Raw genomic sequence first — 14,634 nt, forward strand, 5'->3', positions numbered from 1 at the left:
AATGGTCAGACCGGGGACGGCAGATCACGGATTGGTGCCTGACTGCGTCGCGTTGTTGCCCGTGTTGGCGGGCGGGGTCTGGCCGGTGCTGGGCGCCTGCTGCGTCTCGCCCTGTTCGCCGTCCGCCTTGTGATGCTTGCTGCCGGAGCTGGTCTGCGACGTCGTATCCGACTGGGCCGCGGCCGCCGGATGGTCCGCCTGGATCGAGACCTTGGCACCCGGACGCAGATGATTGGTGCCGTCGGTGACGACGCGGTCGCCGATCTTCACGCCCGACGTGATCACGGCATGGTCGTTGTCCGAGACGCCGACCTTCACATACTGGACCTTCACGGTGCTGTCCGGCTGCACAACGTAGACAAACTGCCCGTTCGGTCCGGTCTGCAGCGCGTTCGTCGGCAGCAGCATGACGTCATGCAACGTGTCGACCAGAAGATGCGCATTGACGAACTGGTTCGGGAACAGATGCTCGTCCTCGTTCGTGAAGATCGCACGCAGGCGAACCGTGCCGGTCGAGGTGTCGATCTGGCTGTCCAGCGCACGAACGGTGCCATCGGCGATCTTCTTGAGGTTGGCGCTGTCCCAGGCGCTGACCGGCAGGTCGCCGACCGCGCGCAGACGGTCCGTAACCTGTGCCAGCTGGTCCTGCGGCAGGGTGAAGATGACCGAGATCGGCTGCATCTGCGTCAGTGTCGTCAGCGTCGTGCTGCCGGCGGTGACATAGTTGCCCATGTCCACGCCGCGGATACCGACGCGACCGTCCACGGGGGCCGTGATGTAGCAGTAGAAGACGTTGAGCTTGGCCGCCGCGAGATTGCCTTCGTCGTTCTTGACCTGGCCCTCGTCCTGCTGGACCACGAATTCCTGATCGCGTGCGGTCTGCGCGGCTACACTATTCTGCGCGATCAGGCGCTGGTAGCGGGCGTTGTCCACGCGCGCCTCTTCCAGGACCGCCTTGTCGTGGGCCAGCAGGCCCTCATACTGGTCGACGATCGCCTGATAGGGACGCGGGTCGATCACTTCCAGCAGGTCGCCTTTCTTGACGTGCTGGCCCTCCTGATAAAGCACCTGCATCAGATAGCCCGTCACCTTCGCCTGCATCGTGACGTTGGTGATCGGAACGACCGTGCCGAGTTCCGTCAGCTCGATCGGCATGCTGCCGGTCGAAACGCTCGTCACCGCCACCGGCTCGGCGGCGTTGGCCGCTGCCTGACGGCCGTGGCCCGCACCCGTCTTCGCGTGCGGGCGCAGGAGCGCAAGCGCGATGATCGCGATCAGAACGACAAGGCCGACGATCACGAGCAGGCGGCGCCGGCCGCTCCTGCGTGGTTCCGTCTGCGTCGGAGTGATTCGATGGCGGTCGCGCGATTCGGCCGTCTGGTCGTCCATGCGTGTAGTCTTCCGTGCCCCGTTTGTTTGGCGACGGCCGCGTGCCGGTCAGGCTTCCGCGAGGTCGCGCCTTGGCGTGCGCGTGTCGCGAGACCCCCGGGAGGCAGCCGGAATTCGTGGGGCGACCATACCGCAACTGTGCCCTGCGTCCCATGACGGCAGCTAAATATTTATTCAATGAAGTCGCGTCGATTTATTGTCGTCTTTCAATGCGTTACGAGATTACGAATTGTGCCACGAATGTAACAGACGTGTACATTGTTCCGGTTTCGCGTGCGTGCACGGTTGGGTTGCGAAGTTCTCGCGCAACCGTTGCCCGAACGCTCCGTTTGGCACACACCCGCTTCTTCGCGGACACATTTGCTTCGGGAGATATGAGAATGGTTGACGAGAACACGCAGACGAAGGCCGAAGGGCTGCTCGACGAGGTTTCGGGCAAGGTGAAGGATGCAGCCGGCGGGCTGACCGGCGATATCGGTCTGCAGGCCAAGGGCAAGATCGAACAGTTCGGCGGTCAGGCGCAGCAGGAATTCGCCGGCCTGTATGACGAGGGCGAAAGCAAGCTCGAGATGGCGACGGCGTTCGTTCAGGATCGGCCGCTTCTCTCGCTCGGCGTCGCGACGCTGGTCGGCACACTCGTTGGCTGGCTGCTGTTCTCCCGGAAGTAATCTCGACCGGAGACAATTTTATCGGTTGTCAGGGTCCACGCCTTTGATTCACAAGCGACTCGGGGCGGCACTTGGGCCGCGTCGTGTCGCAAGGCGAGGTCGATGCCCGATTTCCTGCTCGAGTCTCAACATGGCGGTCTTGTCGCCGGCGTGGATGAGGTCGGGCGGGGCCCACTCGCAGGTCCTGTCGTTGCCGCCGCGCTGATCTTCAGTGCGGCTCCGACGCAGGCTCTGGCGCAGGGCCTCGATGATTCCAAGAAACTCAGTGCGCCCAAGCGCGAAGCGCTCTACGCAGCGCTCAGGGCGGATCCGACCGTGACGCTGGCGCTCGGTGCCGCGTCGGTCGATGAAATCGCCCGTTACAATATTCTCCACGCCAGTCACATCGCCATGCGACGTGCCCTCGCGCGTCTGGCCGTGCGTCCGGCCCTGGCCCTGATCGACGGGAACCGGGTGCCGGATGGGTTGTGCTGCCCGGCGGAGGCCGTGATCGGTGGTGACGGGCTCAGCCTGTCGATCGCCGGCGCCTCGATCGCAGCCAAGGTCGTCCGCGATCGCCTGATGGTCCGTCTGGCGCAGCGTCACGGTGGCTATGCTTGGGAGCGCAATGCGGGCTACGGCACCGCCGCGCATCTGGCGGGCATGAAGAACCTCGGCGTCAGCCCTCATCACAGAACCGACTTTGCCCCTGTCCGGGCCTGTATCGCAGCGCGAGAGGTAATTGCGGCATGAGCTTCGAACTGCCGCTTGACCAGATTTTCCGGGGCGACTGCATCGAGATGATGCAGATGCTGCCATCAGGCAGCGTCGACTGCGTGTTCGCCGATCCGCCGTACAATCTGCAACTGCGGGGCGAATTGCGCCGTCCGGACGAGAGCGTGGTCGACGGCGTGGACGACGCCTGGGACAAGTTCGCCGATTTCGCAACCTATGACACCTTTACCCGTGCCTGGCTGGGTGAGGCGCGTCGTCTGATGCACAAGGACGCCACGATCTGGGTGATCGGGTCGTACCACAACGTCTTCCGGCTCGGCGCGATCATGCAGGATCTGGGGTTCTGGATCCTGAACGACATCGTGTGGCGCAAGTCGAACCCGATGCCGAATTTCCGGGGGCGCCGCTTCACCAACGCGCACGAGACCCTGATCTGGGCCGCGCGCGGGCCGGAGAGCAAATATCGTTTCAATTATCAGGCCATGAAGGCCCTGAACGACGATCTGCAGATGCGCAGCGACTGGTATCTGCCGCTATGCACCGGCAATGAACGGCTGCGCAACACGCACGGTCTCAAGCTTCATCCGACGCAGAAGCCCGAGAGCCTGCTCCATCGGGTGCTGATTGCCTCAACGCACGTCGAGGACATTGTTCTCGATCCGTTTTGCGGCACGGGCACGACGACCGCGATGGCCAAGCGTCTGGGCCGCCGGTACATCGGCATCGAACGCCATCCGGATTACGTCGAGGCGGCGCTGGGCCGCACGCAGCGCGAGGTGCGCCTGCCGCCGGACCAGCTCGCCATCACGCCCGCGCGCCGGGAGGCACCGCGCGTGCCGTTCGGCAGCTTCGTGGAGCGCGGCGAACTGCCGGCCGGGACGACACTGTGGGATCGCAGCCGCCGCGTGAAGGCGGTGGTCACGCCGGACGGCAGCCTCGTGTCGGGCCAGCAGCGCGGGTCGATCCACAAGATGGGCGCCCTGCTGACAGGGGCCGCGTCCTGCAATGGCTGGACGTTCTGGCATATGGAACGCGACGGCGCGCTCGTGCCGATCGACGTGCTCCGCACCACCGAGACGGCATTGCGCAGCGCGGGCTGAGGCTGCCGCATCCGGGACTCGTTCCTGCGCATGGGTGTCCGGCACTCATTCACGGGATGCGTGAGAGCAGGATGCGGACGGATACAGGAAAGCCGGGCCGTCCGCCTGTCGGCTTGGGTCTGTCGTGTCGTCCATCGCAGTCGGCATCACAAGCGTCCGCGTGGCGCGGGCTCATCAGAACCGCGGACGGTGATCGCGAAGATCCGGACATGTGAGAAGGCCGTCACACTTCACGGTCTCTCCGCCAGCGTAACAATCTGCTAATCCGTGAGAGACGGTGATCGCGGAGCAAAGTGTCTGCGGGCCCGAAATCCTTCTGTGTGGAGTTGGCTGATGCCTCGACGATCAGGCGTATTTGCGCGTGCGCTTCAATTTCTTGGCCTTGAGGCGCCCACAGGGCTGAATATGCCTCGATTGCCGCGCGCGGACGCCGGGCGGACCGATTCGAAGTGCCGCCCGCGCGGTGTTGTCCGAGGTCTGGTCGCGGGGCTCGCCAGCATGAGCGCCATGACCGTCTCGGCCCATGCTGCGCCATGGCCGGTGCGCGCGGTCATCGTCACGACGTTCGAGGTCGGGCACGACACGGGCGATGCGCCCGGCGAGGCGCAGTTCTGGATCGAGCGTCTTCATCTGACCGAGAAGCTCGACTTTCCGGGCGGCACGCATCCGATCCTCGCATCGCCCGATCATCGCATTGTGCTGATCGAGACCGGCATGTCGCTGATCAATGCCGGGATCTCGACCATGGCGCTCGGACTGGACCCGCGTTTCGATCTGAAACAGGCCTACTGGCTGGTCGCGGGCATCGGCGGCATCGATCCGGCGGCCGGTGCGATCGGCTCGGCCGTTTGGGTGCAGCACACGATCAACGATACGGCGCAGGAAATCGATCTTCGCGAGGCGCCGAAAGGCTGGGCCTATGCCCGCTATGTCTCCGACACCCATGGGCCGGGCACGCTCGAGGGAGCCGAGCATGATCTCGGGCCGGACGGGCCTTATCCTCTGGTGTTCACGCTGAACCCCGATCTGGCGCGGTTCGCCTGGTGCCACTCGCGCGACAAGGCTGTCGCTGCATCCGATGACATGAAGCGTTTCGGCGTGCGCTATGGTGGTGCCGCAGCCCAGCCGCCATCCGTGCTGCTGGGTGACAGTTTCGCGTCCGATATCTATTGGCACGGCGCGATCCAGACGCATTACGCCGAGGACTGGGTGAAGCTGCTGACCCACGGAGCCGGGCGCTTCATGATCAGCGATATGGAGGATTCGGCCGTCGCCGAGGCGCTGTGGCGTCTCAACCGCATGGGCCGTGCCTCATTTGACCGGCTGATGATCCTGCGCACGGCCTCGAACTACACGGTGCAGCCGCCCGGCGAGACGGCGATCCAGTCCGTGCTCGCACCTTATCCGGGCGGGGGGAAACCGGCATTCGAGGCGGCTTTCCGGGCGGGCAATGCGGTTCTGGATGCGCTGCTGGCAACCTGGCCTGCAATGCCCGCGAAGGATACGTGTCGATAAGCCGAGGCTGACGACGCGCCGAAGCTCCGCGATGAAGTGGCGGGGCTTCGGTCCTGTAGCGTTACCGGAAAAGTGGCTCGTGTGCCGCCCAATGCTCGAACGCCGCGAAATCATGCTGGAGCCGCGCGTTCAGCGTCGTGCGATCGGCATCGGATTCAAAACCGTAGCGGATACCCGTCGCCGAAAGCTGCTTCAGTGTCGGATAGTCGAGCCCGTATGTAGTGGTGGCCCGCTGGTACTCGTGGGTCAGGTCGATGCGCGAGACGCCCTCGTCGTCGGTCGACAGCGCCGTCGGCACGCCTGCGCGGCGATAGAGCATGAACGGGTGGTCGCCGCCGCTGACGCCGAGAATCTGGGCGTTGCTCGACAGGTTGATCTCCACCATGATCTGCTTCTGAGCCATCTCATGCAGCAGTTCGGCGGCGTCTCGCTCATATGCGATATCGACGCCATGACCGATCCGGCGAGCGCCCGCGACCTCGACCGCCTGCCGGATATGGCTCTCCAGTTCCGAAGGCGGAACGAGGCCCAGTGTCAGCTCGCCGGCGTGCAGGCTCAGCTTCACGTCCGGAGCCACGCCGTTGAGATAACGGAACATCCGCATGTGTAGATCGTAGTCGCGCAGGGCGACGGGATCGTCTTCGGGCGCCACGAAGTTCACACCGACCACGCGCGGATCGCTGTGCGCAAGGGCATAGCCGGCGGCGAGCTGTCCGAAGACCATCGGCGGCGGCAGGATGCGCAGCGGCTGAAACAGGTATCGCACCGTCACGGCACAGCCCGGCTGTGGGTGCGCGGTGCCGCATCCGAGGATGGCGTGCGCGCGGCTCTCCATCTGGTTGATCTCGGCGCGCGCGGTTGCGACCACCGCGGGAAGGGACGGGGCGATCTCCGCGTAGCTTCCGGCGAAATTATTGCCTTTCAGCGGATGATGCGCGCCGAGCGCCATGGCCTGGGCCAGCGCGGGTGAGACCATCGTTTCGAGATAGAGCTCGTGATCGCGGGCCGCCTGCGCGAGCACCTCGGCCAGCGCTTCGCCCTGATGGGTCTCATAGGCGGCATCGAACTTGTCGAACGTATCGAAGAAGTGGTCGTGCCCGCTGCGATCGGTTTCGGTCGGCACGAAGCCGCGCATGGACATCGCGTCGATGGCGCGGTTGGTCGTATCCTCGCTGTTGAACGCTTCGGCTGCGGGGACGAGGCCCGGCCGGCCACAGCTCGAATCGTTGCTCAGCGTCTGGCGGCGCGGATCGAGGCATTCGCGGTCGGTCCGGGCCCAGTCGAGCATCGGTTCCGCGTAAATCGCGCCGGCAAGATGATTATGCAGGTCCGCACCCTTGGGAAAGGCCTGCAGGAACAGGCGAAGACGGGCGGGATCGTTCCGGAGTGCGGCAAAACGACGGGCGGTCTCGGCCGCATCGTCGGCGCTCGACGCGACAGGAGCTGTCGTGTCGTTCTGCGGGACATCGTGCGCCAGCGCGGGCGCTGCGATGAGAAAGGCCACGAGCGCGGTTGACGCGCAGCCGTGGCCGTATCGGGAAATTCGGTCTGTCATGGGATCGTTACGCTGGCACAGTCACCCGATGTCGCCAAGCGTCCCGTTCAGGTCAGCGCGAGGCAAACCCCAGGAAACCGATATCGGGCTGCGGTGTGCCGCCACCGGTCTCGTAATGCGGCCCGGTAGGCACCGGCGCCGAGCGCCTGGTATGTCCGTTCAGCGTCAGGTGGCCGGCGCTGCCCTTCGTATCGACGCCTTCGTCGGAAAGATCGGATGCGGTCTCGATCTTGCCGTCCGGGTTGTAGGTCCGCATCGACAGCAGCAGGAAGGTGATGTCGTTGCGATTGAGATCGATCGCCATGTCGAGCGGCGTCTGGCCGAGGACATTGTGGCCACCCATGTCGGCGCCCCGGTTCAGCGCTTCCTTGGCCGCTCCCAGACTTCCACGATTGATGGCGTCGAACAGGGCCGAGGTCGGGTTCAGGTCGGTGTTCGCATGCCCCGACTCTTCCTCCTGCGATTCGGCGCCGGGAAGGGCGGAGGGCGGTGCTGCCATCTTGGCGGCGCGCCGCGCTTCCTTTTTCTTCTGGGCGTCCATCGCCTCCTGTTCGGCTTCGGCGTCGTCGGCATCCTGCGCGTGGGCAGCGTGCCATGGCACGAAGGCGACGGGGGTCGCGATCACGCAGGCGATCAGGAACAGGCGCAGGAAACGGGTCATGATCGAACCGGGCTCGTCATCGGGAAGGGACAGAAGGCACTCTCTATAACCGGATGCGTCGTGCGATGCGACTCCTTCAACGCCTGCGTCCCTCGCGCCACCAGCCAAGCATTGTAAGGCAGAGTATCAACGCCATGGCGACCCAGGCGGGCAGCAGCGGCGTCGTGTGCGCAGCACCCGGTATGCGCGAAAGGCGCTGGGGGAAGCCGATCCAGCCGGGGCCGGATGCGGCTCCGCCGGGCTGGGCCAGACGCAGCGCAGGCGTGCCGTCGGGTGACGGCACGAACAGGGACGCGCCATGGCTCGCGTCCACGACGGGCGCCAGACGGCTTGCCGTCGCGCGCAGATCCGCGAGTTCGAGAGGGTCGCCGCCCATCGGGGCCGCATAGGCCGTCAGCGATCCGCACGTGACGGTCCAGATCCCGAACGTGTCGGGAATTGCAAGACGTGCGCTTGCGAACCCGTGGCCCGTGCCCGTCAGCCTGATTTCGGTGCGTCGTCCATCAGGGGCCGTCACGATGGCCGGCGGGATGGCATCGTTGCCCGCAGACCGGCGCGCGATCGACAGATGTCCGTCCGCGATCGAGGCCGAGAGCTGGTTCTCCTCCAGCTCGGGCTCCTTCATCAGCCAGTGTGCCAGACGTCGCAGCAGTTCGGCCTGCGGGCCGCCACCGGCCTCGCCGCGCGACCAGAGCCAGATCTGGTCGGACAGCAGCAACGCGACACGCCCCTGCTCGACATGATCGAGGATCAGCAGGGGCTGTCCGTCGGCGCCGTTCATCAGGACTTCGCCGCGATGTTCGTCGCTGCGCAGGTCGCGATACCACGGCCCCCAGCCGGGCGGCGCGGTCATCGAGAGTGGTGCGCCGGGCAGGCCTTCGGTCACGGGATGGCGTGCGCCCGTCTCGCTCAGCGTCGGCGTGAATTTCTGCTGGACCAGTCCGTCTTCCGGGACATGTGCCGGCAGGATGTCGGCGAGCGGCCCGTCCTGCAGGGTTCCGGGCTGCGTGAATTCCGGGCCCGCCGTCAGCAGAAGGCCGCCGCCGCCACGTACGAAATCGGCGATGTTCTGGAGATAGACCTGCGGCAGGATACCGCGATTCTGGAAACCGTCGAGGATGATGAGGTCGAACTGGCGGATCTTGTCGGCAAACAGCTCGCGCACCGGAAACGGGATGAGCGCCAGATCGGAATTCGGCGTGTCGTCTTCCTTGTCGCCGGGACGCAGGATCGTGAAATGCACGAGGTCGACCGACGGATCCGCCTTCAGCAGGCGGCGCCAGACCCGCTCGCCCTGATTGGGTGCGCCGGACACGAGCAGCACGCGCAGGCGGTCGCGCACGCCGTTGATCCGCACGACCGCGCGGTTGTTTTCCTGCGAAACCTCGCCCGGAAGCGCCGAGACCGACAGCCCGACCAGCGTCTCGCCTGGGTGGCTGATCGGTACGGGAATGTCCTGCGGCACGCCGGGCTGCACATCACGTACGATCGGGGGCTCGCCGCTGCGCGTCAGCGTCAGTGTCGCGGGCGCATGCGCGACAGGACCCATGTCATCGACCTGCACGCGCAGGGTCGCGGTCTGACCGACGATGGCAAACGGCGGCGCCTGTAGGATGCGCAGGCGGCGATCGGTTTCCTCGCCGCGGGCGGTCAGCAGCGCGAACAGCGGCAGCGCGTGCCCGTCCTGATCGCGGAACAGATCGGGCAGGGCCCTGGGCACGTCATCGACTTCGCCATCCGTCACCATGACGGCGCCCGCGAACCGCCCGGCTGCGATGTCGGCCCGGTCGAGGCCTGCGAACAGGCGCGTGCCGTGGCCCGGCTCGGTGCCCGCATCGACGAATTTCAGCGACAGGCCCGGAATGTGGTCGGCTTCGGCGCGGAGAGCGGCGGCAATCCCCTGGGCATCGGTCGCGCGATTGCCGGTCGCCATCGAATGCGACCGGTCGAGCACGACCAGGGCCTGCATCGGCACGGCGCGCAGCGACTGGGTGAGCCATTGCGGACCCGTCAGCCAGCCGAGCAGCACGGCAAGCGCCAGCAGCCGGAACACGCTGCCGCGCGCGCCGCGGATCAGGCCGTAGAGCCCGAGCGCCAGTGCGATCGCCGCCAGCGTCGCCAGCAGCCAGACCGGCAGGAGAGGTGTTGCGATCAGGCTCGCCCGCGTCATTCGCCACCGAGCCGCTTGAGGATGGCCGGGATATGCACCTGATCCGCCTTGTAGTTGCCCGTCAGCGCATACAGCACCACGTTGACGCCGAAGCGATAGGCCAGCGTGCGCTGGTCATCGCCGCCGGGGATGACGGCATAGGGCGTGCCGCCGGAGGAATCGACCGCCCATGCATGTGCCCAGTCGGCGGAGCCGATGATGACGGGGCTGACGTCGTCGTTGCTCTCGTCGCCCGACTGCGCGACCCAGACCGGCTGGCCCGCGAGGCGTCCCGGGAAATCGCGCAGCAGGTAGAACGTATGCGCCAGCACATGCTTGGACGTGAGCTTCGCAAGGGCCGGGATATCGAGCCCGTCGGTCACGCGTCGGAGTGCTGCCTGGGTCGCGGCACTCTGCCCGGCATCGTCCAGTTCGGACCCCGCGCCCTGCGTGTCGATCAGGATGATGCCTCCATGGGCCATGTAGGCATTCAGCGCGTCGATCTCGTGCGGGTTCGTGGTCGAGTTCGGCGTGATCGGCCAGTAGAGCATCGGATAATAGCTGAGATTGTCATGGCCCGGTGTCACGCCATCCGGCGCGCCGAGCTGGGCCGAGGTCCGGGCATTCACATAGTCGCTCAGGCCGCGCAGTCCCTCACGCGATATGTCGTCCACGGCGGAATCGCCGCTCAGCACATAGCCCAGATGCGTCTCGACGGCCGCGCGCGGGACGTTGGCCGGCAAGGGGGCTGGAGCTGGCGCGGGTGCCGGCGGTGGCGCGGGGGGCGGATCGGCATACTGGGCATGTGCCTGCCCGGACAGGCCGATGACGAGGGCTGCGGCCGCAAGCCGTCCAAGCAGCCCGCGAAGGCGCAGGGAAGCCAGCAGGTCCGCCAGCAGGAGAAGCACGCCGAGCAGCGCAAGCCACGGTCCGAACTGTCGTTCAGGGGCCGCGCCAGCCGGCGAGATCGCGGTGCCGAGGAGAGGCTCGCGATCGATGGCGCCGCTTGCACCGCCGGCACCGGGCGCGTCGCCCAGATTGAGCGCGCGCCGCCCGGATTGCGGGCCGTAGAGACCTGCCGGATGCAGCGCGGAGACGGACGTCGTGCGGAACGCGTCCGCCGCGATCGACCGCGCGCTTTGTGGCGCCGGACCCAGCAGCCCGTCGGAATCGAGGGTGAGTGCCGGTGCCAGATCGCCGGTGGCAACGCCGTCGCGCTGGCCCGCCGAGCGATCGATCAGGCGCTGGAGCATGTCCGGGAAGATCCCGGACAGCGGCAGGTTCGACCAGTCGGCGCCCGGGGTTACATGAAACAGGACGATTTCGCCGTGGCCGAGCGGAGCGGCCGTCACCAGCGGCGTGCCGTCCGCCAGCCGCGCCCAGACATGACGGTCGAGGTCCGCGCCCGGCTGGGCGAGCACCTGACGCGAGACCGTCACCTCGCCCGGAATGGGCAGGGCGGTGAACGGCGAATCGTCCGGGAACGGGTTGAGATGTTGCGGGTGCCCCCATGACATCGCGCCACCGATCTGGCGCATGCCCATCAGCGGCACCGGCAGGAGCGATTGCGCGAGGTCCGGGGCAGGCGTAGCCGTCTCCGCGCCCGGTTCCTGCGTCTGCGGCTGGACGATTTCGGGACCTGCAAAACGGATCAGCTCGCCGCCGTTCTGAACCCATCTGGCGACCAGATCACGCACATGCGGATTGGCGAGCGTGCCGTCGGTCGCCACCAGAACCGAGAGCGGGCTCGTGACAAGCTGGGCCGCATCGCCTTCATGCACGTCGGCGATCGGCGCCAGCGCCCGGTTCAGGAAGAACAGCGCGCCCACAAGCGGCGTATCGGATCCGCGCGAGGCGATCAGCCCGACCGGATGGCGCCGGTCGCCCGCATCCAGCAGACGCACGCCGGCGGGCCCGTTCGCGCCGTCCAGCGTCAGCGACGCCGTCCGGTTGCGAAGCAGCGCGGGCAGGTTGAGAGCGACCGTGGTCGTCTGCGCACCTGCCGCAATCGTCGCCGGGAACACGCCGAGCGTCGCCCCGGTCTCGCCGCGCGCGCGGACCGTCACCGCGCGGGCAGGGCAGCCGCCAGGCGTGTGGATTTCGGCGTTCAGCGTCGCACCGGTCCGCGCGCCGATCGTTGCCGTATCGCACACGTCCCAACGCATGTCGGAGACGGCTCCGAGCGTCGACAGCGCTGTCCGCAGCGGCGCATCGTCAGCCGATGCGATGCCGTCGGACAGCACGACGATCCGGGCAGTGCCGGTCAGGTGCTGACGCAACGCATCCAGTGATTGGGCCAGCGCGGCGCGATCCGGACCCCACGGTTCGGGACGCCATTGCGCCAGCGTGCGGGCGATCTGGGCGCCGTCACGGGCGACGACTGGCTCCGGCAGAGCGCCATCCGGGCCACGTGCGCTGCGCAGGAGCGCGATCGTGCGACCTTCCCGGGCCGCCGCTGCGGCCAGAGACTGTGCGGCCGCGATCCGCGCCCGCCACGTCGCGATGGAAGCCCAGCCGTAATCCACGACGATGACGAGCGGTCCGCTCCCCCCGGTCGACGGCGTCGTGGCGTGGGGAAGAAGGGTCGGTTGTGCCAGGCCGAAGATGACGAGACCCGCGGCACACAGGCGCAGGATCAGCAGCCACAGTGGTGCCCGCGCGGTGTCTTCCTGCCGTCTTGCAAGGCGTCGGAGCAGCAGGAGTGCCGGAAACGCGACATCGCGCGGCGGCGGCGGCGTTGCACGGATCAGCCACCAGATGGCCGGAAGCGCGAGCAGGCCCAGAAGGGCGAGGGGCGCCAGAAGCGTCATGCGGGCGACCTCATTGCGGCCCGCGTGCGCCGGACAGACGCCCGTGCAATGCCAGCAGGGCGGGCATCGGGCTTTGATCCGTCACATGCAGCGTGAAATCGGCGCGATGGGCGGCACAGTGCGTGCGCAGGATGTCCAGATGGCGCGCGATGGCCGCGTCGTAATCGGTGCGGAGGGTTTCGACGGCCGGCAGGGTCAGGCTGTCACCGGTCTCGAGCGCATTGAACCGCACGCGTCCCTCATAGGGGAGGGTCAGTTCTGCCGGATCGAGCACGCACAGCAGATGCGCGCGTCCCGCGCGACCGGAGATGGCGTCAAGGACACCTGCGATGCGCTCTTCCGGCCAGAGGAAATCGCTGACCAGAAGGATCTGGGCATAAGGGCGCAGCGCGCGGGTTTCCGGCCAGTCGTCGCCTCCCGGCGCCGGGGCCTCGGTCAGGACGTGGGCAAGGGCCGGAAACGCGCTCTGCCCGGTATGGAAGCGTCCGGGCCGGGCGCTGTTTCGCGCGCCCATGCCGAGCATGCCCACGCGTTCGCCGCCACGCAGCAGCGCCGAGGCCAGGGCCAGCGTGCAGACCTGCGCGCGGTCGCGCTTGGTCGGCAGGGCGGGCTGCGATCGCCATGCCATGGAGGCGGACGGATCGCACCACAGGGCGATCGTTTGCGGGCTCTCGGCTTCCCGCTCGCGCACCCAGAGCTGGTCGGAACGCGCGGACTGTCGCCAGTCGATGCGGCTGGCGGGCTCGCCGGGCTGGGCCGCCCGATACTGCCAGAAATCCTCGCCCGCGCCGGCCATGCGCCGGCCATGGGCTCCGGCAGCCAGCGCGCGTGCGATCCGCTCGGCCTGCAGCACGAGCTCGGGCAGCGGCGTCGCCTGGGCATCCACGACGCGCGCGGCGGGACCTGCCGTGCGGCCCGCGCGTTCGCGCCGTCGCGAGAACGGGAAAAGGGAGGAGAAGGCGCCGGCCATGATGCTGCGTGCCCGGGGCGGCCTTATGCCAGCGCCGCGGCGTGTCCTGCGATCATCGTCTCGAGGGAGGCGCCGTCCGCGCGGGCCGAGAAGGTCAGCGCCATGCGATGGGCGAGCGTGGGTTCGGCCAGGGCCAGCACATCGTCGGGGCTCGGTGCCAGACGGCCGTCCAGAAGGGCACGGGCGCGCACGGCAAGCATCAGGGCCTGGGCCGCGCGCGGGCCGGGACCATAAGCCACGGCGTCCCGCGTCTCGGCCCTGGTCGCGCTTTCGGGGCGGAGGCTGCGCACGAGGTTCACGATCATGTCCACGACCTTGTCGCCGACCGGCAGGCGCCGCACCAGCGCCTGGGCCGCCATCAGCGACTCGGACGAGAAGACGGCACGCGGCGCAGCACCCTCGACGCCGGTCGTCGCCAGCAGCATCGCGCGTTCGTGTGCGGCATCCGGGAAGCCCAGCATGATCCGCAGCATGAACCGGTCAAGCTGCGCTTCTGGCAGGGGATAGGTGCCTTCCTGTTCGATCGGGTTCTGCGTTGCCAGCACATGGAACGGACGCGGCAGCGCATGCTCGATCCCGGCCTGTGCCACGCGATATTCCTGCATGGCCTGCAGGAGTGCCGACTGGGTTCGCGGGCTGGCGCGGTTGATCTCGTCGGCCATCAGCATCTGGCAGAAAATCGGGCCCGGCACGAAGCGGAACCGTCGGTGGCCGGCGTCGTCCTGATCGAGGATTTCCGCCCCTGTGATGTCGGACGGCATCAGGTCGGGCGTGAACTGCACGCGCTTGGCATCCAGCCCCAGCACGCGCGCGGTCGTATTCACCAGCAGCGTCTTGCCCAGGCCCGGTGCGCCGACCAGAAGGGCGTGGCCGCCTGACAGGATGGTGATGAGCAGGTTTGCGATCACGTCATCCTGACCGAGCACGTGACGGCCGATTTCGCCTCTGATTTCCGCAAGGGAGGCCGTCACCCGATCGGCCAGCGCCGCGTCGTCGGACGGGGCGCGCTCGGTCACAGGGGAGCCCGGATGGAAAGACGTGGTATCGCTCATGCCGCCAATCTGACACGTCCGGGGCTTTCATCAAGACGAAAGCGCACCCAC

At 67.3% G+C, this 14,634-nt stretch carries 11 protein-coding genes; 4 read left to right on the forward strand and 7 right to left on the reverse strand.

What is annotated here, in order from left to right; translation table 11 throughout:
• Nucleotides 1-24 precede the first annotated feature (24 nt).
• Nucleotides 25-1,389: an efflux RND transporter periplasmic adaptor subunit gene (locus tag B8446_RS04815; protein WP_048847764.1), complete on the reverse strand. Its 1,365-nt coding sequence runs from the start codon at nt 1,387-1,389 to the stop codon at nt 25-27.
• A gap of 380 nt (nt 1,390-1,769) precedes the next feature.
• On the opposite strand from B8446_RS04815, the gene B8446_RS04820 reads away from it, so the two are divergent.
• From B8446_RS04820 to B8446_RS04835, 4 genes are all read left to right on the forward strand, one after another.
• Entirely contained in the window at nt 1,770-2,057 is a 288-nt protein-coding gene (locus B8446_RS04820; protein WP_048847767.1) for a CsbD family protein, read from the forward strand.
• A gap of 102 nt (nt 2,058-2,159) precedes the next feature.
• A complete protein-coding gene (locus B8446_RS04825) occupies nt 2,160-2,789 on the forward strand; it encodes a ribonuclease HII (RefSeq protein ID WP_048847769.1) in 630 nt (209 codons plus the stop codon).
• On the forward strand, nt 2,786-3,871 hold the full coding sequence (locus tag B8446_RS04830) for a site-specific DNA-methyltransferase (protein WP_048847771.1): 1,086 nt from the start codon (nt 2,786-2,788) through the stop codon (nt 3,869-3,871). The genes B8446_RS04825 and B8446_RS04830 overlap by 4 nt, the downstream gene beginning before the upstream one ends.
• Nucleotides 3,872-4,369: 498 nt before the next feature.
• Complete coding sequence (locus tag B8446_RS04835; RefSeq protein ID WP_048848042.1) at nt 4,370-5,386, forward strand: purine-nucleoside phosphorylase; 1,017 nt, start codon at nt 4,370-4,372, stop codon at nt 5,384-5,386.
• A 61-nt stretch (nt 5,387-5,447) separates the two neighbouring features.
• Here the strand turns inward: B8446_RS04835 and B8446_RS04840 are convergent, their stop codons facing one another.
• The 6 genes from B8446_RS04840 to B8446_RS04865 all read right to left on the reverse strand — a co-directional run bounded on the left by B8446_RS04840 (nt 5,448) and on the right by B8446_RS04865 (nt 14,583).
• Nucleotides 5,448-6,941: an adenosine deaminase family protein gene (locus tag B8446_RS04840; protein ID WP_084712075.1), complete on the reverse strand. Its 1,494-nt coding sequence runs from the start codon at nt 6,939-6,941 to the stop codon at nt 5,448-5,450.
• Nucleotides 6,942-6,993: 52 nt separating this feature from the next.
• The gene (locus B8446_RS04845) at nt 6,994-7,602 is read right to left on the reverse strand and encodes an ankyrin repeat domain-containing protein (RefSeq protein ID WP_148505840.1); all 609 of its coding nucleotides are present in this window, start codon (nt 7,600-7,602) and stop codon (nt 6,994-6,996) included.
• Nucleotides 7,603-7,678: 76 nt separating this feature from the next.
• Complete coding sequence (locus B8446_RS04850; protein ID WP_048847773.1) at nt 7,679-9,772, reverse strand: hypothetical protein; 2,094 nt, start codon at nt 9,770-9,772, stop codon at nt 7,679-7,681.
• Nucleotides 9,769-12,561 (reverse strand): DUF4159 domain-containing protein, encoded by a 2,793-nt coding sequence (locus B8446_RS04855; protein ID WP_048847775.1) that lies wholly within the window; start codon nt 12,559-12,561, stop codon nt 9,769-9,771. The genes B8446_RS04850 and B8446_RS04855 overlap by 4 nt, the downstream gene beginning before the upstream one ends.
• 10 nt (nt 12,562-12,571) lie before the next feature.
• Nucleotides 12,572-13,531, reverse strand: coding sequence for a DUF58 domain-containing protein (locus B8446_RS04860; RefSeq protein WP_048847777.1), 960 nt, complete (start codon nt 13,529-13,531; stop codon nt 12,572-12,574).
• Between the two features lie 23 nt (nt 13,532-13,554).
• Nucleotides 13,555-14,583 (reverse strand): AAA family ATPase, encoded by a 1,029-nt coding sequence (locus B8446_RS04865; protein WP_048847779.1) that lies wholly within the window; start codon nt 14,581-14,583, stop codon nt 13,555-13,557.
• Nucleotides 14,584-14,634: the final 51 nt, after the last annotated feature.

The organism is Tanticharoenia sakaeratensis NBRC 103193, from assembly GCF_000963885.1.
In the GTDB taxonomy this organism is placed as follows: Bacteria; Pseudomonadota; Alphaproteobacteria; order Acetobacterales; family Acetobacteraceae; genus Tanticharoenia; species Tanticharoenia sakaeratensis.